The 22,701-nt window shown below is 70.1% G+C and carries 19 protein-coding genes and 1 pseudogene; 5 read left to right on the forward strand and 15 right to left on the reverse strand.

Annotation, left to right across the window (positions count from 1 at the left end; translation table 11 throughout):
• Positions 1-524: 524 nt before the first annotated feature.
• From ACIRFL_RS02295 to ACIRFL_RS02310, 4 genes are all read right to left on the reverse strand, one after another.
• A complete protein-coding gene (locus ACIRFL_RS02295) occupies positions 525-902 on the reverse strand; it encodes a TadE/TadG family type IV pilus assembly protein (RefSeq protein ID WP_404023207.1) in 378 nt (125 codons plus the stop codon).
• Between the two features lie 5 nt (positions 903-907).
• Positions 908-2,152 (reverse strand): CpaE family protein, encoded by a 1,245-nt coding sequence (locus tag ACIRFL_RS02300; RefSeq protein ID WP_404023209.1) that lies wholly within the window; start codon positions 2,150-2,152, stop codon positions 908-910.
• Between the two features lie 12 nt (positions 2,153-2,164).
• Positions 2,165-2,866 (reverse strand): Flp pilus assembly protein CpaB, encoded by a 702-nt coding sequence (gene cpaB, locus ACIRFL_RS02305; RefSeq protein ID WP_404023210.1) that lies wholly within the window; start codon positions 2,864-2,866, stop codon positions 2,165-2,167.
• A gap of 96 nt (positions 2,867-2,962) precedes the next feature.
• On the reverse strand, positions 2,963-3,790 hold the full coding sequence (locus ACIRFL_RS02310; protein ID WP_404023559.1) for a hypothetical protein: 828 nt from the start codon (positions 3,788-3,790) through the stop codon (positions 2,963-2,965).
• Between the two features lie 424 nt (positions 3,791-4,214).
• On the opposite strand from ACIRFL_RS02310, the gene ACIRFL_RS02315 reads away from it, so the two are divergent.
• Positions 4,215-5,909, forward strand: coding sequence for a chitinase (locus ACIRFL_RS02315; RefSeq protein WP_404023211.1), 1,695 nt, complete (start codon positions 4,215-4,217; stop codon positions 5,907-5,909).
• 239 nt (positions 5,910-6,148) lie between these two features.
• On the opposite strand, the gene ACIRFL_RS02320 is transcribed toward ACIRFL_RS02315, so the two are convergent.
• Complete coding sequence (locus tag ACIRFL_RS02320) at positions 6,149-6,685, reverse strand: NUDIX hydrolase (RefSeq protein ID WP_404023213.1); 537 nt, start codon at positions 6,683-6,685, stop codon at positions 6,149-6,151.
• A 46-nt stretch (positions 6,686-6,731) separates the two neighbouring features.
• Positions 6,732-8,069: a transcriptional regulator gene (locus tag ACIRFL_RS02325; RefSeq protein WP_404023215.1), complete on the reverse strand. Its 1,338-nt coding sequence runs from the start codon at positions 8,067-8,069 to the stop codon at positions 6,732-6,734.
• 212 nt (positions 8,070-8,281) lie between these two features.
• Between ACIRFL_RS02325 and ACIRFL_RS02330 the strand changes: the two genes are divergently transcribed.
• Positions 8,282-8,614: a hypothetical protein gene (locus ACIRFL_RS02330; RefSeq protein ID WP_404023217.1), complete on the forward strand. Its 333-nt coding sequence runs from the start codon at positions 8,282-8,284 to the stop codon at positions 8,612-8,614.
• Between the two features lie 993 nt (positions 8,615-9,607).
• On the opposite strand, the pseudogene ACIRFL_RS02335 reads toward ACIRFL_RS02330, so the two are convergent.
• The 4 genes and pseudogenes from ACIRFL_RS02335 to ACIRFL_RS02350 form a co-directional block, all read right to left on the reverse strand.
• Positions 9,608-9,826 (reverse strand): annotated as a pseudogene (locus ACIRFL_RS02335) (helix-turn-helix domain-containing protein); the annotation flags it as partial.
• 21 nt (positions 9,827-9,847) lie between these two features.
• Complete coding sequence (locus ACIRFL_RS02340) at positions 9,848-10,369, reverse strand: DUF6879 family protein (RefSeq protein ID WP_404023218.1); 522 nt, start codon at positions 10,367-10,369, stop codon at positions 9,848-9,850.
• A 701-nt stretch (positions 10,370-11,070) separates the two neighbouring features.
• Positions 11,071-11,790, reverse strand: a complete 720-nt coding sequence (locus ACIRFL_RS02345; RefSeq protein WP_404023219.1) for a 5-formyltetrahydrofolate cyclo-ligase — start codon at positions 11,788-11,790, stop codon at positions 11,071-11,073.
• 15 nt (positions 11,791-11,805) lie between these two features.
• Positions 11,806-13,080, reverse strand: coding sequence for a transcriptional regulator (locus ACIRFL_RS02350; protein ID WP_404023220.1), 1,275 nt, complete (start codon positions 13,078-13,080; stop codon positions 11,806-11,808).
• Positions 13,081-13,899: 819 nt separating this feature from the next.
• On the opposite strand from ACIRFL_RS02350, the gene ACIRFL_RS02355 reads away from it, so the two are divergent.
• Positions 13,900-14,586, forward strand: coding sequence for a hypothetical protein (locus ACIRFL_RS02355; protein WP_404023221.1), 687 nt, complete (start codon positions 13,900-13,902; stop codon positions 14,584-14,586).
• Positions 14,587-14,691: 105 nt separating this feature from the next.
• Here the strand turns inward: ACIRFL_RS02355 and ACIRFL_RS02360 are convergent, their stop codons facing one another.
• The 5 genes from ACIRFL_RS02360 to ACIRFL_RS02380 form a co-directional block, all read right to left on the reverse strand.
• Positions 14,692-15,228, reverse strand: a complete 537-nt coding sequence (locus tag ACIRFL_RS02360) for a hypothetical protein (protein ID WP_404023223.1) — start codon at positions 15,226-15,228, stop codon at positions 14,692-14,694.
• 97 nt (positions 15,229-15,325) lie between these two features.
• Positions 15,326-16,813 (reverse strand): GntP family permease, encoded by a 1,488-nt coding sequence (locus ACIRFL_RS02365; protein WP_404023224.1) that lies wholly within the window; start codon positions 16,811-16,813, stop codon positions 15,326-15,328.
• 114 nt (positions 16,814-16,927) lie between these two features.
• Positions 16,928-17,338 (reverse strand): RidA family protein, encoded by a 411-nt coding sequence (locus ACIRFL_RS02370; protein WP_404023225.1) that lies wholly within the window; start codon positions 17,336-17,338, stop codon positions 16,928-16,930.
• Positions 17,335-18,099 (reverse strand): IclR family transcriptional regulator, encoded by a 765-nt coding sequence (locus ACIRFL_RS02375; RefSeq protein ID WP_388703370.1) that lies wholly within the window; start codon positions 18,097-18,099, stop codon positions 17,335-17,337. Before ACIRFL_RS02375 ends, ACIRFL_RS02370 begins: the two co-directional genes overlap by 4 nt.
• Positions 18,096-19,403: a PfkB family carbohydrate kinase gene (locus ACIRFL_RS02380; RefSeq protein WP_404023560.1), complete on the reverse strand. Its 1,308-nt coding sequence runs from the start codon at positions 19,401-19,403 to the stop codon at positions 18,096-18,098. Before ACIRFL_RS02380 ends, ACIRFL_RS02375 begins: the two co-directional genes overlap by 4 nt.
• Before the next feature lie 201 nt (positions 19,404-19,604).
• On the opposite strand from ACIRFL_RS02380, the gene ACIRFL_RS02385 reads away from it, so the two are divergent.
• Positions 19,605-20,870: an amino acid deaminase gene (locus ACIRFL_RS02385; RefSeq protein WP_404023227.1), complete on the forward strand. Its 1,266-nt coding sequence runs from the start codon at positions 19,605-19,607 to the stop codon at positions 20,868-20,870.
• A 10-nt stretch (positions 20,871-20,880) separates the two neighbouring features.
• Complete coding sequence (locus tag ACIRFL_RS02390) at positions 20,881-22,491, forward strand: amidohydrolase family protein (RefSeq protein WP_404023229.1); 1,611 nt, start codon at positions 20,881-20,883, stop codon at positions 22,489-22,491.
• Positions 22,492-22,701 lie beyond the last annotated feature (210 nt).

Genomic DNA, 22,701 nt, shown 5'->3' on the forward strand with positions numbered 1-22,701 from the left:
CCCCGGAGGACCGAGCACGCAGGGTACGGAGGCCGGGGCCGACAGAACGCTCGGGGGCACCCCGACCGACCCGGACCCCAGAACCCCGACGCCCCACGCCAAGGCCACCCCCCAAACGCCAGACACGCCCCCCACCACCCAGGGGCCGGACTTCCAAGCCCGAGGACGCAGCCCCGGAGGACCGAGCACGCAGGGTACGGAGGCCGGGGCCGACAGAACGCTCGGGGGCACCCCGACCGACCCGGACCCCAGAACCCCGACGCCCCACAGCAAGGCCACCCCCCAAACGCCAGACACGCCCCCCACCACCCAGCCGCCGGACTCCCGAATCGCCGCCCCCACCCAGGACCCGCACCCCGTCACCCCGGCGCCGCACATCCGCATCACCGTCCCCGCGCCGGACGCGTAGCCCTTCGCGCCCGCCTCGGGTGCCTGCTTCCTCGTCTGGGAGGGGGCCCGGAGGGGGTGGCTGGGGGTAAGGGCCGGTGTCGCCGTTCCAGTCGCGGCCAGCGAAGTCGTGCATGTCAGTGTTTCGCCTCCTCCACCGCGCCCGCGTGGCCGTGGACGGTGACCGGGAAGGCGATGGTCCCCGGGAAGAGGACGGGCACCTTCAGGGACACGTCGGCGGTCACATAGCCGCTCCCCCCGCACGTCACCGTGGCATCCCCCTTCCACGCCTGCGACAGCTGCCCGAGTCCCACCTGCTCGCAGGCGGCCTGCCGCTCGCCCGGCGCCGCGGCCGTCCCGGCCCGTACCGCCTCGTCGGCAGCGTTCCCCGCGAGCGTGTAGGTGTACCCCACGAGGACGCACTGCCACATCAGCACCAGGGTCAGCAGGATCAGCGGGGTCATGCCGAGGAGTTCGATGCTGACCTGTCCCCGGTCGCGTGCCGGCCGGTCCATGGCGGTCACTCCTTCCGGCGCCGGAAGCTCACCGCGCCCCGGTCGCCGCGCGGTCGGCCGCGGTGCGTCGGTGCCTCGGGCGCCCCGGCCAGGCCGAGTTCACCGGCGAGCGCCCACAGCGCCTGTTTCACCGCGCTGCGGCTGTCGAGTTCGTGGACGCGTCCGGCGTCCACGACGCCCTGGAGTTCCTTGAAGCCCGCGGGCACGGTGGTACGGGCCAGCGCCGTGCCGGTGATGCGCTGGATGAGCTGCGGCTGGATCTCCGTACTCCTGGTGTGCCGGTTGACGACGACGGTGGTCTCCTCCGCCTTGCGGATCTGCAGCCGGTCCCACATGCGCACGGTCCGCTTGGCGGCCCGTACGGCGACGACGTCGGGGGTGGTCAGCAGCAGCGCCGTCCCGGCCATCTCCACGGCGGTCGCGCCGGCGCCGCTGAGCTGGGCGCCGCAGTCCACCACGACCACCTCGTAGCGGGAGCGCAGGGCACCGATGATCTGCCGGGCGGCCCGGTCGGTGACCTCTTCGCCGCGTTCGCCCTCGCCGGGGGCGAGCAGCAGCGCGAGGCCGGTGTCGTGGCGGAAGACGGCGTCGGCGAGGACGCGCGGCGAGATGTCGGTGATGGCGGCCAGGTCGGCGACGGAGCGGCGGAACTGGATGTCCAGGTAGGAGGCGATGTCGCCGGTCTGCAGGTCGAGGTCGACCAGGGCGGTGGACCGGCCGGACGCCTGGGCGGCGAGGGCGAGTTGGACGGCGGCGAAGGTGGCGCCGACTCCGCCCTTGGCGCCGCTGACGGTGACGACGGTGCCGCCGACACCGCCGAACACATCGGCGCCGTGGCCGAGATGGCGGCGTACGCCCTGGGACCACTGGGCCACCGCGTGCACCCGGCTGGCCAGTTCGTCGTAGTTCAGCGGGAGGGTGACCAGGCCGCGGGCGCCGGAGTCCATGGCGGCGGAGAACAGGCCGGGTCCGGCGTCGGTGGTGACGAGGATGACGCCGGCTGCGGGGTGGCGCAGAGCGATCTCGCGGACGAGTTCGAGGGCGGGTACGGGCCCGATGCGTTCGTGGACGACGACGACCTCGGGCAGTTCGTCGACGGACTCGGCGGCGAGCCGGGCGAGGGTGTCGACGAGTTGGGTGGAGTCGCCGACCGGGGGGAGCGGTTCGGCGTCCGGCAGTTGGCTGAGCAGGGTGATGAGGGAGCGTACGGCGTCCGGGTCACCGACGGCCGGGAGGATTCTGGTGGGCATGCGGGCCGCCTCTCACTTGTCCGTCGCGAGTTCGTAGGTGCGGTCCTTGTCCGGCACGGCAGTCTCGCTGCCGGGTGCCACCAGGGCGAGCCGGACCCGCTGGGCGAACGACTCGGCGTAGGTGATGCGCTGTGCGTCGATGGTGGACAGCGCGAAGGTGATCGGGACGGCGTCGGTGGGCTGCTGGTTCTTGTTGTCGGGCTCCAGGGAGGTCAGCTTGCCGACGTCGAGGACCCGGGCGTTGGTCACGATGATCTTGGACTGGTCGGGGTCGCCCTGCTGCTTGCCCTCGAAGGTGGCGTAGACGTTGACCCGGGAGCCGGGGGTGATCTTGCCGGCCACGCCGGTGGCCGCGTCGATCATGATGGCGACCTCCTGCTCCCCCGGCCGCAGGGCGGGCTGGTCGACGATCATGTCGCTCTGCAGCAGGGAGCCCTCGCGCAGGGTGGTCACGGCGATCTTGCCGCGGATCTGCCGCAGATCGGTGACGGCGTTGGCCGACAGCCAGCGCTCGGGCATCCGGATCTTCGCGAACTGGCCGGTGGTCAGCGGCGTGTAGGGCGCCACGTTCGACTTGAGCCGGTACGCGGTGACCTCGGGGCCGACCTTGGACTTCACGTCGTCGATCACGGAGAGCACGCCGGCGAACGCGCCGAGGGCGCAGAGGACCGACAGGACCAGGAGTATCACGCCGCGGCGCTGACGGGAGTTCATGAACCGTGCAACCTCATTGGGGGAATCGGTCGTGCGCAGTCGTATGGGTGAGCGGTGTCGCGGTGTCCGGTGTCTCGGTGTCTCGGTGTCTGACGGTCAGGCGGGCGTCCGTTGTTCGAGGGCCCGTGGGGCGGGTGGTTCATGGCCGGGCGGGGTGGCGGAGCAGAAGACGCAGCGATCGCCGATCACGTCGACGCCGCACCAGTGACAGGTGCTCTGCCGCACCGAGGTGACCAGTTGGTAGAGGACGGAGAGGTCGGCGAGATAGCCGCAGAACTCCACGATCCGGCCCGTCCCCCACCAGTTCGCGGACTCGGCCGGCAGCGGGGCCTCGCGCAGCCCGTGCGCGCCCCAGGACGTGGCGAGCGTGCCGACCCACTCGGACTGCAGCTGTCCCTTGGCGACCAGCATCCAGGTGTTGAACTCGGGTCCTGGCAGGGTCGCTTCGGGGCCGACGCGCACGAGCCGCGGCTGCGGGTGGGCGACCACCGCGAACTGGCTGCCCGGCACCCAGGACTTGGCGTGCGCCTTCAGTCCCACGGGTATCCGGTCGAGCTTGGCGACCGAGCCGAGGACCGCGCCGGCGTGGATGTAGTGGGTGAGCAGCCGGCCCGCGGAGGCGAGCACGCCCGGGCTGAGGTCGCAGGAGGCGAGCTGGCGCAACTGGCGGGCCAGGACGGCGATTCCGAGGGGCGGCAGAGCCGGCCGGAACAGGGCGATCCGCTCGCTCTCCAGGAGCGAGCGGAGGGTGTGCAGCCGCTGGGTCACCGCCGCGGGGGCGGACTGCGAGCCGACGACGATGAGATGCCCGTGCTGCTCGACGAGCCCGTTCAGCTCGGCGAGGGCGTGGTCGAGCGGCCGCTTGTCGAGGTCGTGCAGCACGACGGCGGGCATGGTCCGTTCGTCCTGCGCGGACAGCGCCATGTCGGCGCTGGTCACGGCGATGGCAGTTGGCACGCGCAGCTCCCCGCTCTTCACATCCGGTGGCCCACCGGGGTGACTCCGGTGCGCCGGGACGACTTCACTGCGTGACTACGTGAGCACTGTATCCACGGCTCTGTGACCGGAGAACACCGTTTGTGCGGCTGAACGGGATCTGTCTTCACACAACTCGCTTCAAACCGGGACAGGTTGAACTTCCCGCGCACACGGGATTTTGGTCTGGACCTCTTGACACCGGGATTGGTCTGGACCAAACTTCCCGCGCACACGGGATTTTGGTCTGGACCTCTTGACACCGGGATTGGTCTGGACCAACTTGTAGGCCAGCGGTGGCCACCGTCCGTTCTCCCCCACTTCTCCCCGCCCACTCCCCCACCCGGAGGCCCCAGTGGACCGCGCACCAGGCATGCCCGGACGCAAGAGACGACGGATACGGACCTGGTCCGTGACGGCCGCGCTCGCCCTGTCCGTGGCGGGACTCGCCGCCGCACCCGCAGCCGCGGCGGACGTCAACAACGTCAAGAACGCCGGTTTCGAGTCCGGCCTGAGCAACTGGACCTGCTCCGCGGGCAGCGGTACGACCGTCTCCTCGCCGGTGCACTCGGGCACCGGCGCGCTGAAGGCGACGCCGGCCGGGCAGGACAACGCGCGCTGCACCCAGACGGTGGCGGTACGGCCCAACTCGACGTACACGCTGAGCGCGTGGGTGCAGGGCGGCTACACCTACCTGGGTGTGACGGGCACCGGCACCACCGACGTCTCCACCTGGACGCCCGACTCGGCCTCCTGGAAGCAGCTGACGACGACGTTCACCACGGGTTCCGGCACCACGTCCGTAGCGGTCTACACGCACGGCTGGTACGGCCAGGCCGCGTACGTCGCGGACGACGTGTCCGTCTACGGGCCGGACGGCGGGGGCGGCGGCGACCCGGCCCCGACCGTGCCGGGCGCCCCGAGCGGCCTCACCGTCTCCGGGACGACATCCTCCTCGGTCTCCCTGTCCTGGGGCGCGGTGTCCGGCGCGACGGGCTACTCCGTCTACCGCAACGGCACGAAGGTCACCGCGGTGACCGGCACGTCGGCCACGGTGACCGGCCTCGCCGCCGCCACCTCGTACTCCTTCCAGGTGACGGCGACGAACTCGGCGGGCGAGTCACCGAAGTCGGCCGCGGTCACGGCCACCACCGCCACGAGCAACGGCGGAGGCGGAGGCACGGTGCCCCGGCACGCGGTGACCGGCTACTGGCAGAACTTCAACAACGGGGCGACGGTCCAGAAGATCTCCGACGTGCCGTCGGCGTACGACATCATCGCGGTGGCCTTCGCGGACGCGACGTCGACGCCGGGCGCGGTCACCTTCAACCTGGACTCGGCCGGTCTAGGCGGCTACACCGTCGACCAGTTCAAGGCGGACATCAAGGCGAAGCAGGCCGCCGGGAAGAAGGTCATCGTCTCGGTCGGCGGCGAGCGGGGCACCGTGTCGGTGAACGACTCGGCGTCCGCGGCGAACTTCGCCGACTCCGTGTACTCGCTGATGCGGACGTACGGATTCGACGGCGTCGACATCGACCTGGAGAACGGGCTGAACGCGACGTACATGACGCAGGCGCTGCGCTCGCTGTCGGCGAAGGCGGGCCCGTCGCTGGTGCTGACGATGGCCCCGCAGACCATCGACATGCAGTCCACGTCGAACGGGTACTTCCAGACGGCGCTGAACGTGAAGGACATCCTCACGGTCGTCAACATGCAGTACTACAACAGCGGTTCGATGCTCGGCTGTGACGGCAAGGTGTACAGCCAGGGCTCGGTGGACTTCCTCACCGCGCTGGCCTGCATCCAGCTCGAAGGCGGTCTCGCGCCGTCGCAGGTCGGCCTGGGCCTGCCGGCGTCGACGCGCGCGGCGGGCGGCGGCTATGTCTCCCCGACGGTGGTCAACAACGCCCTGGACTGCCTGACGAAGGGCACGAACTGCGGCTCGTTCAAGCCGTCGAAGACCTACCCCGACCTGCGGGGAGCGATGACCTGGTCCACCAACTGGGACGCCACCTCGGGCAACGCCTGGTCAAACACGGTGGGCCCCCACGTGCACGCACTCCCGTAACGCCCCGCGGCATCCGGGGGCGGCGGCTTCGGCCACCGCCCCCTCCGCGTCTGCCCCTGGCGGCCGGACGGTTACAAGTACGGCTCCGGCGGGCGTCCGCTGTGCCAGTGGTGCAAGGCTCCGGTCATGGTGGCTTGGGTGGCAGACGGTGGGTTGAAGGCTGCCTCCCAGTACCTTCTTCGCTGATCGTCTGGCCCCTGCTGCCTTCGGCCGTGGGAGCCATTTCGTCATGTCCTCGATCACCCGAGGCGCAAATGGTGCAGCATCAGCAGCGCCGCCACCGCGTTGGCCGACCGCACTTCACCACGGGCGACCAACTCGGGCATCTTCGCAAGCGGCACCCACTCTCGCCGCGCGGACTCGTGAGCATCCTCCGGCACGGTGCGCACCTGCTCGGCGTGATCCGACCAGTACACCCGATGATGCGACGTCGAGATCCCCGGCATCGGGTCGACCGCCAGGAGCAGCCGCAACGGGCCGGGCCGCCACCCGGTCTCCTCCTCGAACTCCCGCGCCGCCGCGACCGCGGGGTCCTCGCCCTCACCGGTCCCACCCGACGGCAACTCCCAGCCCCACGCGCCAGTGATGAACCGGTGCCGCCACAGCAGCAGCACCTCGTCCGCCTCGTTCACGACCGTGGCCACCGCCACGGGCCGCAGCCGGATCACGGTGTGGTCAAGGTGCTGGCCGTCCGGCAGCTCCACGTCGGCCATGTTCACCTTGACCCACCGGCTCTCGTACACGGTTCGCTCGCCGAGGTTCCGCCACACTGACACCCTGCTGCCTCTCCTTCGGGGACGCGCCCTATCCGACCACAGTCGGCTACAGCGGGATGCGAAGAGTCTCGTCGATCCGGTCGACGACCTCGCGCGTTGACCCGCTACGGGTGGTGGCGAGGTTGCGGCGTACGCCGACGAGCCGGTCGTAGAGCCGATGCGACTCCATCCCTGCCACGGTGTCGAGCATCTGCATCGCGGTGCCGGCGGCACGGTCGACTTCCCCCGCCCGCAGTTCGCAGTCGGCGAGGGTGGCAAGCCGGTGCACCCGACCGCGGGCGTGGGTCTGGACGGCAACGGCCTCGGCGGCGTACTGCTGCGCAGGCCCGGTGTCACCAAGCCGCATCAGAGTGTCCGCCATCGCGGTCTCCAGCAGGCCGGGCTGGATGTACCCGGTCTCGTCCGGCTCCTCGTCCGGGCGGATCTGCCCGGATGCGATCTCCGCCTGTTGCATGGCCCGGTGGGCGGCCGTCTGGTCGCCCATGCGGGCGTACGCCTTCGCCTGCATGGCGTGCAGGTCGCAGGCGAGGGCCGGACTGATGGCGTGTCCGGCAGTGCGCAGCCCTGCCTCGGCGAACGCGACCGCCTGCCGGTACTCGCCCATGAAGAGGGAGTGGTTGACGAGGAGCGCTATCACGTACCCGCCGAACGCCCTGTCCCCGCTCGCCTTCGCCAGCCTCAGGGCCTGGTGGTAGTAGCGCTGCGCGAGGCCCTGGGCGTTGGAGTCGTAGGCGCAGATCCCGGCAACGGCGACGAGCCCGCCGACGGCCCGGAGCAACTCGCGGCCGGTGGCGTCCGTATAGGTGCCGCGCATCAGCGGCGCCGTGTCCTCTGTCAGGAACCGCAGGACACGGCCCCGAGTCCCGACGCCGCCCGCCTTTCGGTACATCTGCTCGTAGTGCCGACGCGCGGTCCGCAAATGCTCGACGTCGGGCAGGCCCACGCGGATGGTGCCACGGCTGGACACGTCCACGTCGTCAGGCGGGTTCTCCCACTCCCAGACGGGGCCGACGGCGGGCAGGCCGGTGATCACGGGCGTGCGCTGGACGTCCTCGCGCTGCTGGTGGTCGCCGCGCCACAGTGCGGTCGCCCGGCCGATGAACCCCTCAAGCGGAGTCCCTGCTGGGTGCGGCGTAGATCGGGTGCCCATCCCGATGTCGTCAAGGCTGATGCCCCGGCCGAGCCGTCCGGAGAGGACATCGGCGATCAGCTCGGGAGTGCGGCCCCGGGGCCGCTGGCCTTTGAGCCAGCGGATGACGGAGCTGTGGTCATAGCGCATCTGTGTTCCTTGTGCTGCTGCCGCGTTGTTGACGCGGGTGGCGAGTCCTAATCGGGACATTCCTGCCTCGTCGAGCAGCGCGTCAAGGAGTGTGTTCGGTTCCATGCGTGCCCCCGGATCACTCAGTGTGTGGAGCGTACCCCCACTCCGATCACACAGTGTGCGAAAGCGGTAACGCCGCTCACCCCTTGCACACACTGCCGCGCAGCAGGTCACGGCGGCACGATCGCTGCATGAACAACATGCACACCCAACCGGTTGCGCGGCCCCCGGCTCGGACCTGGTGTGCTCGTGCCGCTGCCCCTGGAGAGCACCCGATGAGCAGAACAGCCGTAGATTTCCAGCTGGAAGTGCTGGACGTCCTGGCGCTCCCGGCCCTGCTCGGTCTGGACGAGGACCGCGCGGCCGGCCGCGTGTGCGTCTGGTGCGGCGAGCCTCTGACGATCGAGACGGCTGTCGACCTCGGCGAGCAGAAGGCTGACGCGGGTACGTGCTTCCCGCGCGCCTGCCGGAAGTGCGTCGCCGACCGTGCGCACCGCGGCCTGTTCGCCCACACGCCCACATGCGACCTCTGCGAGACGGAGGCGACAGCCGCCAACTGCACCGTCGGCCGCAGCCTGTACCGACTCGTCAGGGACAACCGTCGGTGACCCGCCGGCAGACGACCGCAGGGGCGCGGTCCCCGCACGCGAGCCCGCCGCTCAGCCACATGACCATGCGGGTCTACCAGGTGGACCGCTACGGGACGGTCACCCGTGACAACGTACGGGTCGTCGTCCCGCCCGCCCAGGGGCTGACACCGGCCACGGACAGGTACCCGCTCTGCCAGTGTCCCCGCCACCGAGACGAACGGAAGCCCCGGTGACCGCGGACAGGTACGGCCTGTGCTCCTGGCGCCAGTGTCCTAGCCGCCCTCGTGGCCGGTATCGGCCGCTGACCCCTTGACCGGCTCCGGTCGCTGGCGCCCCAGGTGGCGACCGGAGCCCCACAGCGCCCGCCGGCCTCCCACTCCCGACTCTCCCCCGCGGGGGCCGGCGGGCCCGCCGGCCTCGTCTCGACAAAGGAAGGCTCTCGATCGTGTTGCCTCCGGCACCACCAGGCATCGTCCCCTACATCGCCGGATGGAGTGAGGAACGGCTCCTGTCGTGTCCGATCGTCCGCCGCCGCGTGGCCCCGGGGATCGCCTACGCGGATGAAACCCCGTACGACCGCGACAGTTTCGGCGTGCTGTGGGCCCGCTACGCCCTGCGGCCCAAACGGCGCCGGGGCAGCCCACAGCTGCGGAACGTCCACCCCTACCGGCAGCGTAGGGCGATGCTCAACATGATGTGCCAGGTCTGCTCCCGCATGCCGCCGGACCCACACGGCCCGCACCTGTTTCTCCTGCGGGACTCCTGTGGGGCGGTCCGGGAGGGGGAGCGCACGACGAGTCCGCCGGTGTGTGTGCCGTGCGCCGGGATCTCCATCCAGCTCTGCCACGCCCTGCGGGGTGGGCGGTTCGTGGCGGCGTGGGCGAGGCGCGTGCCCGCGTGGGGTGTCGTCGGTCCCCTCCATCACCTCGTCGCCGCGAACCGGCAGGCCGACTCCATGTACGTCCAGTGGAAGCGGCTCCAGCGCACCGGGCTCAAGCAGCTCAGCAGCCGCTGGTCGTCGGCGCCGCAGGCTTGGCACCAGGCGCGAAGGTCGTCGTCGGAGGGCGCCGTGCGGGCGTTCTCGATCCGCGAGGACTTCGCTTCGCTCCACTCACACCGGGCGGCAAGCTCCCGTTTGGTGATCCCCGCGTCCAGCCGGATCTCGCGGAGCCGAGCGGCGAGCGCGGCGCGCGCAGCCTGCACGCTGGACGACGGGGATGTGGGTGGCATGGTCGTTCTGTCGCGCTCGGTCTATCGGATCTGGTACTGGTCGTGCGGGATGGCCCGGTCCCAGACGCGTTCGAAGGCTGTGCCGTTGAGTTCGACCAGGGCGGGGTCGTCGTAGAACTCCTCGCCGAGCCAGTCGCCGGTTCCGGAGAAGTTGTGCACGCGGATCACCCGGCCGTCGAAGATCCAGAAGTCGCAGCCCGGCATCAGCAGATCGGCGGTATCACGACGGGGCAGCCACCGCACCTGTTCGCCGGCCTCGACGTTGGCGCGGGTCTGGTGGTGCTCCCACCGGATGTAGTCGGTGACCGGCTCGGACACGACCCGGGCCCGCCGCACCTGGACGCCGCGGGCGACAGCGTCGGCGATGTCCTGGTGAAAGGGCCGCCACCAGGAGGCCCGGTCGTCCCAGTCGACACGCTCGCCCTTCAGCCATGCCTCGAAGCGGGGGTTGCTGTAGTAGGCGTCCCGCATCTCCAGGTGGACAGCCGACCGCTGGGCGGCGGCGAGCTGTTCATCGAACGACGTCGGGATGCTCGATGGCATTGCATGCCTCCTTGAGGATGTGCGCCATGCGTGCGGGGATCCGCACCACAGCCTCGTAGTCGGGGAGCGGGCCGGTGGACCGCACCTCGTCCTCCAGTGCTTCGTCTGCCTTCCAACCCTGGAATGCGAAGCAGCCATCACAGCCCGCCAGAGAACTGAAGTGCAAGATGGTGCAAGTTTGTGGCGGCTGCAACACCCCCGTTCCTACCGTCGGCAGGCACGACGAAGCCCCGGCGAGGCGGCGGGCCTCCCGGGGCGTGGCCGACTGCGAAGGAGTCGACATGCCGCACGCTACAACTCCGACGTCCGTGGGGGCAGTCCAGCTTCTACCGCTCCCACCGATCCGCGACCTGAGCGAGGACCAGGTCTGCGGACGCGCGTGCGTCTGGTGCGCTGACGCCCTGACGGTCGGCGCCGTCATGAGCCTGGGCCCGCGGCGGCGGCCCGGCACCGAGAGCGGCGCCAGTTGGTACCCGCGGGGCTGCTCGACGTGCGTGCGAGGCGGTCCGGGACATGAGACGTCGGGCCGCGTCGTTGATAACGTCCGCGGACACGCAGGCGCGCCCGCAACGTGGGGAAGGGCGGGCATGAAGCGAGCGGGGCGCTCTACTGCCGACGGCCGGACGGGCCAGGGCACAGGGAGGGCACATGAGGGCGGCCGATCGGCCGGGCGATCTGTTGGAGACAATCAGCGCTGCCATTCAAGACCTTCGATTTGACAGAGCTGGGATCTCCGCGATCATCTCCGGGTTCAGAGAGTCCCAGATAATCCCCCGAGGCCGCTCATGGGGCGGGCATTCAATGATTCTCTCCGGCGTGATAATCAGGTCGACCCGGAAGTCATGGGCAGATTCCGGAAGCTCTCTATCGATCACTTGCAACTCATGCACCGTAGTTGCGATGAGTACGTCTGGCCCCATCAGTCCAGCTTCTTGCAGAAGGGCCACTTCAATATCCGCGTAGCCAGCACCTTTGCCGAGTCGAGCCCCGCGCGAGTTGACGGCCACGCTGCCGCATACAACCAGATCAACGGGTGGCATTTCATCAAGGTCTACAGGGATCGCATATTGAGCCGCTGTTCGCCTGTCGGCGGCTTCACGGGCAGAAATGGTAAGAGTTTCGGGATCCAGAAAATAGAAGGGCTTGGCGGCGGCAAGTTTTGGTGCTGCCATGTAAACCCGCTTTCCTTCTTTGAGAGCCTGCTCTCTCACTGGCATCTGAGCTTTGTCCGGAACTGCCTTGATGACACGAGACACCTTCCATGCAGGATGGGCGGCGAGGCGGAGAGCGGCGGATTCCGCACCAAAGAAATACGGGATGCGTCCGGCTGCTTCGGTCAATGCTGCCTTCTTACTGTCAAGCAGCGACCATACCCCTTCCCGAATCTTCTGCTTCTCCTTCCGGGTTTCATCGGCATTCACTCGCCATTCCCTCCCTCAAGCTGCGATCAATCCAAAAAGTCGACTGTTAAGGTCCCGCACATCTGAAAGGTCGTTCCAGGATTGCAGTTCCTTTCCCGCCTTGAAGATCAGGTTCAGTCCGCCACCACCGCGGTTCCCTTCCACGACTTCAATCGCCCTGTGGAGGGCTCCAACAGCCTCATCAACCTTCTTCTGTTGGATACGCGCCAGTGCCAGATTCCCAAGGACGATCGCTTGAGACTTTGATTTTTCCCGAACCTCGGTGACGCTTTCTTGTAGTAGAGCCTCAGCCCTGGGGGCATCACCGAGAAACAAAAAACACGAACCGGCAAGGCGGCCGAATTGCCCCGGGGACACCATGGAAAATCCCGCATCACTCGGCTCGGCCCGTCCGAGGAACCTTTCCGCCGCACGGAGTGATCTTTCGCACTCAATTCGCCGCCGCAGCATGGCGTGTGCTTCTGCGGAGTGCAGGAACGCAAGTCCGCTCAGAATATTGCTGGATTTTTGTACCTTCTCCGCTGTTTCCAGGGTCAGTTCAAGTCCTGCGGAAGGATTCTTCTCTCCGTAAAGGGCTACGAACGACGTACGAAGCAGCGCCAGCCCTTCCGACACGGGATCTCCCAATTCTCGCGCTGCGTTGACCGCCTGGCCAAAGTAAGTACGAGCCGTGACGTGATCAGTTCTCCCCGAAGCATCCCAAACTAATTGCCCCATAAAGGTGGAGGTTTCGGCCACAGCAGCCTGCAAATCTCGGCTTACAGGGTACGGAGCGCTGCGGCCCAGCCACTGAGTGAGCTTTCCCAGGAGCCTTCCGGTTTCGGCAACCAGCACAGTAGACGGCTCAGTCGCATACCGTGAATCAAGAATCTGAACCTGTTGCCGCAGACTTGCAACAGTTATCAGGTCGGGGTTTTCGATAGCCTCGGTCGAGCAATCCAGCTCTGTATCTCTCTTTGACGCAGGGTCGGTGGGAAGTGGTTGCTCCCACGGCCGTTCAGGAACGCCCAGCATTTCCCCGGGGATGCCAAATCCATCACACACCCGTTCGATCACTTCTTGTCCTCGAATACTGCGGACGCCACGGATGATGTCACTCACGCGGCCACTAGTCATCTTGCCGACTGCTGAGGCGATCACCGCATAACTAGAACCCGTACGCCTGTTGACGAGACGGAAGATCTCTTGGAAGTCGCGGGCCGCGCAGGCGCGGCGCATGCCGTCGCTGTGAAGCAGCGTGTCAGGGATCGTCAGCGCATACCGGCTGCGTCGGCTTGTCCGGTCATCCATGAGCGCCCCTGGTGAGACGGAAGTGATCTCCCCCTCAGGGTAGCCCTGTGAACCCCAACAGGGTTCCCCAAATGCCTTGCGGGGTTCCCCGTTCGCGGTTCCCCGAGGCACCCTGCCCGGCTGAAGCTCTTCAGACGGCACAACCTGTGTGCCGAACAGTAAGGACCCCCGCGACGGGCGAACGTCCGGGGGCTTGGCCACCAACCATCAAGGGGTTGACGACAGTGCCCAAAGCTACAACCAGACTCGCGCGAAGTCTCCAGCGCGCCGAAGTAGGCAGCGACGCGCGGCAGATGGAATACACGACGTACGCCCCGCCCGGTGAAACGTGCCCGTCATGCGGTAATGCGATCAAGAGCCTTGAGGCGTGCCGCCGGGGCATGCTGGCCCGCCGTGACGCTTCTCCGCTGGTGGCGTACTGGCACACGGACTGCGCCCCGAAGGCGGAGCGGTGATCTCCGTGGACCAGCGCAAGACCCGTCCGCCTCACAGACGGTTCCCTTTCAACTCGACGCCACCATCGGGAGGAGCGGCAGCGATGCGCATACGGCCGGACAGTCCGTGGGGCCAGTTCTTCTACGCGCTGGTCCTTGCCGCCCTCATGGGCGCCCTTGTGGCCGGTATCGGCCGCTGACCCGATGACCGGCTCCGGTCGCTCGCGCCCCAGGGAGCGATCGGAGCCTCCAGGCGCCCGTCGGCTTCCCGCTCCCGACTCTCCCCCACGGGGGCCGACGGGCCCGGCCCGGCACACCCGGCCCCGTGATGCCGTGCGGTGTGCCGGGCCGTCACCCTCGTCTCGACACAGGAAGGTTCTCGATCGTGTTGCCTCCGGCACCGCCAGGAGTCGTCCCCTACATCGCCGGATGGAGCGAGGAAAGACTCCTGACCTGCCCGATCACCCGCCGCCGCATGGCCCCGGGAATCGCCTACACGGATGAAACCCCGTACGACCGCGACAGCTTCGGCGTGCTCTGGGCCCGGTACGCCCTCCGGCCCAAGCAGCGCCGGGGCAGCCCACAACTCCGGAACGTCCACCCCTACCGGCAGCGCCGGGCAATGCTCAACATGATGTGCCAGGTCTGCTCCCGCATGCCGCCCGACCCACACGGCCCGCACCTCTTTCTTCTGCGGGACAGCGTCGGCCCGATCCGGGAAGGCGAGCGCACGACGAGCCCGCCGGTGTGCGTACCATGCGCCGGGATCTCCATCCAGCTCTGCCACGCCCTGCACGGTGGCCGGTTCGTCGCGGCATGGGCCAGGCACGTACCCGCGTGGGGAGTCGTCGGTCCCCTCCACCACCCACTGACACTCCAGCCCGTCCCCGGGTGCCACATGGAGCAGGTGAAGTACGGCTCGCAGTGGGCACCCTGGGTCCGGGCCGCTCGCACGATGGTGGAGCTCCGCGGGGTGACACCGGCGGACCTGGACCGCGAGTTCGCGGCCCTCGGGCGTGACCGCCTGGAGGAGGAGTTCGCCCGGGTCGCGGAGGTGACGGCGGTCGCCTGACGGCCCGGCCCGCACCTCATCGCACGGCACTTGTCCCTCACCGTGGAGGAACGTCGGACGGGCCGGGCCGCTTCGCGGCCGAGCAGGGCCCCGGCAGGGGCGTCGCTAGTCCTCGAAGTAGGCGTCGAGTACGGCGTCCAGTTGCTCCTCCCATTCCTTGAAGCGTGTCCTGGCCGGCGCCTCGATCTCGATCGGGTACCAGCGGCGGTCAGGGGTGTGCACCGTGACGGTGAAACGCTTCCCGAAACGGGGCACCTCCGTCTCGACCGCGCCGATCTCGTCCCAGCGGAACTCGCAGGACTCCTCGTCGAGGCGGAGCCGGACGCCCTCGCGGTCGGCGACTATCCGGGCGCGGCGGTCGGCGGCCTCGAAGACCGGGCCGTCCTGCTCGCCCTCGTCACCGACCTGCTCGTCCTCGCCCTCGGCCTCCGCCTTGTCCTGCGCGGCCTCGGCGCCGTCCTCGGCCTTGGCGGCGGGCGCTTCCGTGTCGCGTGCCGAGGTCGTCTCCTCGGTCTCGACGGCGTCCTCCGCCTCGGTGTCCTGCCGGTCCGCCGGCACGGGTGCGGTGATCCCGGGAATGAAGGCCGGGTCGAATCCGGCGCCCTCAAGGGGCTGGCTGCTCGATCCTATGCGCTGCTCCACGCGGGCAGTATGGACGACGTTCCTGTGCCGGAACCAGTCAGCCCACCCGTCACCCCCGTTCAACCTGGTCACGCGACCGGGCTCAGGTCCGCTCAACTCAGCTGACGAACAGGCTCAGTACGGCCGCGACCGCGAAGCCCGCGAGCGAGAGGACCGACTCCAGAACGGTCCATGTCTTCAGGGTGTCGCGTTCACTGATGCCGAAGTACTTGGCGACCATCCAGAAGCCGCCGTCGTTGACGTGCGAGGCGAAGATGGAGCCGGCCGAGATCGCCATGATGACGAGCGCGACGAAGGCCTGCGAGTGGTCGCCCTCGGCGAGGAGGGGGGCGACGATGCCGGCCGTGGTGACGATCGCGACGGTCGCCGAACCCTGGGCCACCCGCAGCACGACCGAGATGAGGTAGGCGAGCACGATCACCGGCAGGCCGACGTCGTGGAAGGTGTCCGACAGGGCCTGCGCGACGCCGCTCGCCTTGAGCACGGCACCGAAGACACCGCCCGCGCCGACCACCAGCAGGATGTTGCCGACCGGCTTCAGCGAGGAGGTCGACACGGTCTCCAGGGACCTGCGGGACCAGCCACGGCGCAGTCCCAGCAGGTAGTACGCGAGCAGCAGCGCGATGGTCAGCGCCACGAACGGGTTGCCGAAGAACTCGATCACCGAACGGGTGGTGGAGGGATCGAGGGCGATCGAGGAGAAGGTGGCGGCGAGGATCAGCACCAGCGGGGTGCCGATGATGGCGAGGACCGTGCCCAGCGGGACGGGCTCCTCCTGCGCCCGCGTACCGGCCGCCCGCTGTTCCTCGACCACCGCCCGCCGCGCCTCCTCGGCGGCCTCGACCATGTCCTGCGGTACGGCCACGAAGATCCGCCGGCCGATCCAGGCGGAGAAGGCCCACGCGGCGAGCACGGCGGGGATGCCGCAGACGACGCCCATGAGGATGATCCAGCCGAGCTGGACGTGCAGCAGCCCGGCGGCGGCCACCGGGCCGGGGTGCGGCGGCAGGAACGCGTGCGTCATGGACAGGCCGGCGAGCAGCGGCAGGCAGTACAGCAGGATGGACTTGCCGGACCGCTTGGCGGCGGCGTACACGATCGGCGCGAGCACGAAGATGCCGACGTCGAAGAAGACGGGGATGCCGAAGATCAGGCCGGTCAGCCCCATCGCGAGGGGTGCCCGCCGCTCGCCGAACAGGCCGAGCAGCCGGGACGCCAGCACCTCGGCGCCGCCGCTGACTTCGAGGATCGCGCCGAGCATCGTGCCGAGGCCGATGATGATCGCGACATGGCCGAGGATGCCGCCCATGCCGGATTCGATGGTGGAGACGGCGTCGGAACGCTGCACGGTGCCGAAGAGTTCGGTGACCGACAGTCCCGCGAGCAGGCCGACGGCGATGGAGACGGCGAGGAGGGCGACGAAGGGCTGCAGGCGCGCCTTGATGATCAGGAAGAGCAGGAGGGCGATGCCGATGGCGGCGACGACGAGCAGTCCGGTGGTGCCGTCGACGAGGAGGAGCAGCCCTCCGGTGTGGGGTGGCGCGGCGGGCGCGGCGGCGGCGAGCGGCAGGGATATGGGGGGCATGCGGGGGTCCTCTGGGGGCGTACACGGTGCTTTCGGGCAGGGGAGATCGCGGCGCGGCGCCCCGGGGGTGGGGAGCGCCGTGCGGCGGGGTACGGATGCGGGGTGCGGGTGCGGTCAGCCGAGGACGGCGAGCGCGTCGATCTCGATGAGGAGTCCCGCGGGCAGGCCGACGTAGACGGTGGTGCGCGCGGCGGGCGGCTGGGTGAGGCCCTGCTCCTCGAAGTAGGTGTTGTAGAGGTCGTTCATCTCGGCGAAGTGCGCGACGTCGGTGAGGTAGACGCGGATCATCATCACGTCGTCCCAACTGGCGCCGCCCTCCTCCAGGATCGCCTTGACGTTGGCGAGGGTCTGGAGGGTCTGCTCGCGCAGGGTGGGGCCGGCCGACGTGGGCGGCTTGCCCGGCTCGGCGGGGAGGAATCCGACCTGACCGGCGACCTGGAGGATGTTGCCCTTCTTGACCCCGTGCGAGAACTTCGCGGGCGGGGTGGTGTGGGTCGCGGGGGTGAGCGCGGTCTTCTCGGTCATGCGGGGGTTTCCTTCGCTGGAGTTCTGCCGGAGTACTCGCCGCTGATGGCGTCGGCGGTGCGGCGCACCTGCGGGAGCAGGGTGAGGAGTTCGTCGGCGGTGACGACGACGTTCGGCGCGGAGACGGACATCGCGGCGACCACCCGGCCGTCGGCGCCGCGGATGGGGGCGGCGACGCAGTTGATGGACTCCTCGTGGCCGCCGAGGTCGGTGGCCCAGCCCTGTTCCCTGACCTTGTCCAACTCCCGCAGGAAGGCGGGGGCGTTGGGGGTGGAACGGGCCGTGTACATGGGGTAGTCGAGCTGTTCCGCGAGGGCGCGGCGCTCGGCGTCGGACAGGTCGGCGAGGAGCAGTTTGGCGACGGCGGCGACGGTGATGGCGACGGGCTTGCCGATCCGCGAGTACATGCGCACCGGGTAGCGGCTCTCCACCTTGTCGATGTACAGCACCTCGTGCTCCTCGTAGACGGCGAGGTGGACGGTGTGTCCGCAGGCCTCGTTGAGGCGGACCAGGTGGGGGTGGGCGATCTCGCGGACGTCCAGGTTCTCCATCGCCTCCTGGGCGAGGGCGAAGAGACGGGCACCGAGCCGGTAGCGCTGGTCGGCCTGGCGGTACACGAGGCCGTGTTCGTGCAGGGTACGCAGCAGGCGCAGCGCGGTGGACTTGTGCACGCCGAGCCGGTCGGCGACCTGGCCGAGGTCGGCGGGGCCCTCGGCGAGCAGCGGCAGGATGCTCAGCGCGCGGTCGACGGTCTGGCTCATGGCGTGGGTACCTCCTCATCGGCCCGGCCCGCGGCGTGTGTCCAGCCGGGGCCGAGTCGAAGTCTCCCCCAGGCCGCGTCGTCCAGGGCGATCAGCCGGTCGGCGTGCTCCCTGGAGGGGGGCACGGCGAGGTCGCCGGGGACGGTGAGCGCGGCGGCGGCCATGAGATGCCCGGACCTGATCCGCTCCCGCACGGGCAGCCCGCGCAGCGTCGCCGAAAGAAACCCGGCGGCGAAGGCGTCCCCGGCCCCGACGGGCGCGACGACATCGACATGCAGAGCGGGCACGAAGGTGCGGGTGTCCGCGGCGGGAACAGAGGTACGCGTGCCCGAGTCCGGAGCGGGGACCGGGGCACGGGTGTCCGCTTTCGAGGCCGGCGCCGGGGCACGGGTGTCCCCGGCGGCGACGGAGGTACGCGTGCCCGAGTCGGAAGCGGGGACCGGGGCATGGGTGTCCGCTTTCGAGGCCGGGGCCGTGGCACGGGTGTCCCCGGCGGCGACGGAGGTACGCGTGCCCGAGTCCGGAGCGGGGACCGGGGCACCGGTGTCCGAAGCGGCGGCCGAGGCGCGAGCGTCCGAGACCGGGACCGAGGCACGGGTGTCCGAGACCGGGAAGGACGTGTCCGTGTCGAAGACGGTCGCCCCGCGTGCGCCCTCCTTCACCACCAGGGTCCGGGGTTCCGGGAGGAGGGCGCGGATCGCGTCGGGGTCCGGTGGGACGCCCCAGGCCGCTTCCGCCTCGTCCGTGCCCACGAAGACCAGGTCGCAGCGGCGGGCGAGGTCCAGCAGCACACGGGGCGCGGCGGCGTCGCGCCACAGGCCCGGGCGGAAGTTCACGTCGAAGGAGACGAGGGGCCGGCGTCCGGGCCGGGGCGCGGTCAGTGCGCGCAGCAGGTCGAGGCAGCCGGCGGAGAGCGCGGCCGTGATCCCGGACAGGTGCAGGATGCGCGCGGCCCGCAGTGCCGCCAGGTCCACGGCGTCGACGGTCATCGCGGAGGCCGCCGAACCGGCCCGGTAGTAGGCGACTTCGTGGTCGTCGCCGGCCCGGTCGCCGGCGGTGCGGAAGTAGATCCCGGTGGGGCGCGCCGGATCCCGCCGCACCGAGGCGACGTCGACGCCGTATGCCCCGATCGCCCGGACGAGATGGTCGCCGAAGCCGTCGGCGCCGACCCGGCTGACCCAGCGCGTGGAGTGCCCGGCGGCGGCGAGGACGCAGGCCACGTTGGACTCGGCGCCGCCGATGGCTCGGTCGAAGGAGGGCACGTCGGCGAGGCGGCCGGTGCGGGTGGGCAGGAACGTGACCATGGACTCGCCGAGCGCGACGACGTCCACGACGTCGGGGTTCGTACGGGGTCCGGTGTCGGTCACGATCGTCGCGGCTCCTCGGTGCGTACGCGGGTCATGGCGGCTCCGTTGACCCCGCGTTGGCCGAGATGTTAGACAGCAGTGAGCGATATACGCAACGGTCGTTGCAACATGAGCAACAGACCTGATCAGGGAGGTTCCATGAGCACGGAGGCGCTGGCACGCCTGGCCGAGGAACGCGTCGACCACCGCTTCAAGGGTCTCCCGCCGGACGCCGCGGGGCTGACCGTCGGCGAGCTGGCCGCCCAGCGCCGCAACCTGTTCACCGACGGCTTCGCCACCCCCGTGCTCACGCTGTCCGCCGAGCGTCTGGAGCACAACCTGAAGCTCATGGAGACGTACGCGGCCCGGCACGGCCTGGCCTTCGCCCCGCACGGCAAGACCTCCATGGCCCCGCAGCTCTTCCACCGCCAGCTCGCGCACGGCGCCTGGGGCATCACCCTTGCGGTGCCGCACCAGGTGCGGGTGGCGCGGGCGTTCGGCGTCGAGCGGGTCTTCCTCGCCAACGAGCTGGTGGACGCGGCGGCGCTGCGCTGGATCGCCGCCGAACTCGCCGCTGACCCGTCCTTCCGCTTCGTCTGCTACGTCGACTCGGTGCGCGGCGTTGAGCTGATGGACGCGGCGCTGCGCGGGGCCGCCCGCCCCGTGGACGTCGTGGTCGAGCTGGCCGCCGGCGAGGACGCCCGCACCGGCGTGCGGACCGAGGCGGAGTGCGCGGCGGTCGCGGACGCGGTGGCCGCCGCGGGGACGCTGCGGCTGGTCGGTGTCGCCGGGTACGAGGGCGAGGTGCCGCGGGCCGACCCGGAGCGGGTGCACGCATGGCTGGACCGGCTGGTCGCGCTCGCCGTGGACTTCGATGCGGCGGGCCGGTTCGCGGACGCCGGGGAGATCGTCGTCAGCGCGGGCGGCAGCGCCTGGTTCGACGCGGTGGCCGATGTGTTCGCCGGCCTCCCCGCACTGTCCCGGCCCGTCCTGAAGCTGCTCCGCTCCGGCGCCTACGTCTCGCACGACGACGGTCACTACCGCAAGGTGACCCCGTTCAACCGGGTCCCCGAGGAGGGCGCCCTGGAGCCCGCCTTCCGGCTGTGGGCGCAGATCGTCTCCCGCCCCAGCGCCGGGCAGGCCTTCGCCAACGCGGGCAAGCGGGACGCGGCCCACGACCTCGACCTGCCCTTCGCCCAGGTGGTACGCAGGAACGGGACACAACGGCCGGCGAGCGGCATCGCGGTGACCGGCCTGTCCGACCAGCACGCCTGGCTGCGTACCGAACCGGAGGCGGACCTGGAGGTCGGCGACTGGATCGGGCTCGGCCTGTCCCACCCGTGCACGTCGTTCGACAAGTGGCAGCTGATCCCGCTGGCCGAGGCGGACGGCACGGTCGTCGACTACATCCGCACGTTCTTCTAGGAGGCAGCCGGTGGAAGAGCTGGTCATCAGGGACGCGGACGTCGTGGACGGCAGCGGGGCACCCTCGTACCGCGCCGATGTGGTGGTGGACGGCGGCCGGATCGTCTCCATCGTCCAGGAGGCGGCCCAGGCGGGCTGCCAACGCCCCAAGGCCCGCCGGGAGTTGGACGCCGAGGGGCTGGTGCTCGCCCCCGGCTTCATCGACATGCACGCCCACAGCGACCTCGCCCTGCTGCGCGACCCCGACCACAGCGCGAAGGCCGCGCAGGGTGTGACCCTGGAGGTCATCGGGCAGGACGGGCTGTCGTACGCGCCGGTCGACGACCGCACGCTCGACGCGGTGCGCCGCGCGATCACCGGCTGGAACGGGTACGGCGACGACATCGACTTCGACTGGCGGTCCGTCGGCGAGTACCTGGACCGGCTGGACCGGGGCATCGCCGTCAACGCCGCCTATCTGATCCCGCAGGGCACGGTGCGCGCGCTCGCCGTCGGCTGGGCGGACCGCCCGGCCACGCCCGCCGAGCTGGACCGGATGCGGCAGCTGATCGCCGAGGGCATGGAGCAGGGCGCGGTCGGCATGTCGTCGGGGCTCACCTACACGCCCGGCATGTACGCCGAGGACGCGGAACTCACCGAACTGTGCCGGGTGGTGGCCGGGTACGGCGGCTACTACTGCCCGCACCACCGCTCCTACGGCGCGGGCGCGCTCGCGGCGTACGCGGAGATGGTGGAGCTGACCCGTGCGGCGGGCTGCGCCCTGCACCTCGCGCACGCCACCATGAACTTCGGTGTGAACGAGGGCCGCGCGCCCGAGCTGCTGGCTCTCCTGGACGACGCGATCGCCGGCGGCGCCGACATCAGCCTCGACACCTACCCCTACACCCCGGGCTGTACGACGCTCGCGGCGCTGCTGCCCGGCTGGGCGAGCGAGGGCGGCCCGGAGGAGATCCTGGGGCGGCTCACCGACGAGGCGACCGCCGAACGGATCCGGCACCACCTGGAGGTCGTCGGCTCCGACGGCTGCCACGGCGTGCCCGTCGCGTGGGACACGATCGAGATCTCCGGGGTGACCGACCCGGCCCTCTCCGACCACGTCGGCCGCACGGTCCTGGAGTCGGCGCGGCGGCGCGGCGAGACACCCTGGACGACGGCCCGCAGGCTGCTGGTCGAGGACCGGCTGGGGCCGACGATCCTCCAGCACGTGGGCCACGAGGAGAACGTCCGCGCGATCATGCGGCATGGGGCGCACACCGGCGGTTCGGACGGCATTCTGCAGGGCGCCAAGCCGCATCCGCGGGCGTACGGCACCTTCCCGCACTATCTGGGCCACTACGTACGGGAGTTGGGGGTGCTGTCGCTGGAGGAGTGCGTCGCGCACCTCACCTCGCGCCCCGCGGCCCGGCTGCGTCTGCCGGACCGCGGGCTGGTCCGCGAGGGCTACCGCGCCGACCTGGTGCTGTTCGACCCCGAGACGGTCGCGGCGGGATCCACCTTCGACCAGCCCCGCACGCTCCCCACCGGCATCCCACACGTCCTGATCAACGGCCGCTTCGTGATCGAGGCCGGCCACCGCACGGACGTACTGGCAGGCCGATCAATCCGCCGAACCCCAGCCTGACAGCGCCGCCAGCTGGGCCGCGCCCCGAAGGGGCGCGGGGCTGTGTCAACATGCGGCTCCGCCGCGCGGGCGCGACCAGCCACGACGCCGCCGCAGCCGCACAGACGCCCCGGCCAACCGCACAATCCGCCCGACCCCCGCCTGACAGCGCCCGAAGGGGCGCGGGGCTGTGTCAATATGCGGCTCCGCCGCGCGGGCGCGACCAGCCAC

The sequence above is a fragment of the Streptomyces sp. NPDC102462 genome (assembly GCF_044765425.1).
GTDB lineage: Bacteria > Actinomycetota > Actinomycetes > Streptomycetales > Streptomycetaceae > Streptomyces.

Excerpts from the sequence above, each read along its gene's own strand:
- ACIRFL_RS02330 (WP_404023217.1), top strand. The coding sequence starts at position 8,282 with ATGAGCAGAACAGCCGTAGATTTCCAGCTGGAAGTGCTGGACGTCCTG.
- ACIRFL_RS02340 (WP_404023218.1), bottom strand. The coding sequence starts at position 10,369 with ATGCCATCGAGCATCCCGACGTCGTTCGATGAACAGCTCGCCGCCGCC.
- ACIRFL_RS02350 (WP_404023220.1), bottom strand. The coding sequence starts at position 13,080 with ATGGATGACCGGACAAGCCGACGCAGCCGGTATGCGCTGACGATCCCT.
- ACIRFL_RS02380 (WP_404023560.1), bottom strand. The coding sequence starts at position 19,403 with ATGGTCACGTTCCTGCCCACCCGCACCGGCCGCCTCGCCGACGTGCCC.
- ACIRFL_RS02300 (WP_404023209.1), bottom strand. The coding sequence starts at position 2,152 with ATGCCCACCAGAATCCTCCCGGCCGTCGGTGACCCGGACGCCGTACGC.
- ACIRFL_RS02375 (WP_388703370.1), bottom strand. The coding sequence starts at position 18,099 with ATGAGCCAGACCGTCGACCGCGCGCTGAGCATCCTGCCGCTGCTCGCC.
- ACIRFL_RS02385 (WP_404023227.1), top strand. The coding sequence starts at position 19,605 with ATGAGCACGGAGGCGCTGGCACGCCTGGCCGAGGAACGCGTCGACCAC.
- ACIRFL_RS02365 (WP_404023224.1), bottom strand. The coding sequence starts at position 16,813 with ATGCCCCCCATATCCCTGCCGCTCGCCGCCGCCGCGCCCGCCGCGCCA.
- ACIRFL_RS02315 (WP_404023211.1), top strand. The coding sequence starts at position 4,215 with ATGCCCGGACGCAAGAGACGACGGATACGGACCTGGTCCGTGACGGCC.
- ACIRFL_RS02325 (WP_404023215.1), bottom strand. The coding sequence starts at position 8,069 with ATGGAACCGAACACACTCCTTGACGCGCTGCTCGACGAGGCAGGAATG.
- ACIRFL_RS02295 (WP_404023207.1), bottom strand. The coding sequence starts at position 902 with ATGGACCGGCCGGCACGCGACCGGGGACAGGTCAGCATCGAACTCCTC.
- cpaB (WP_404023210.1), bottom strand. The coding sequence starts at position 2,866 with ATGAACTCCCGTCAGCGCCGCGGCGTGATACTCCTGGTCCTGTCGGTC.
- ACIRFL_RS02370 (WP_404023225.1), bottom strand. The coding sequence starts at position 17,338 with ATGACCGAGAAGACCGCGCTCACCCCCGCGACCCACACCACCCCGCCC.
- ACIRFL_RS02310 (WP_404023559.1), bottom strand. The coding sequence starts at position 3,790 with ATGGCGCTGTCCGCGCAGGACGAACGGACCATGCCCGCCGTCGTGCTG.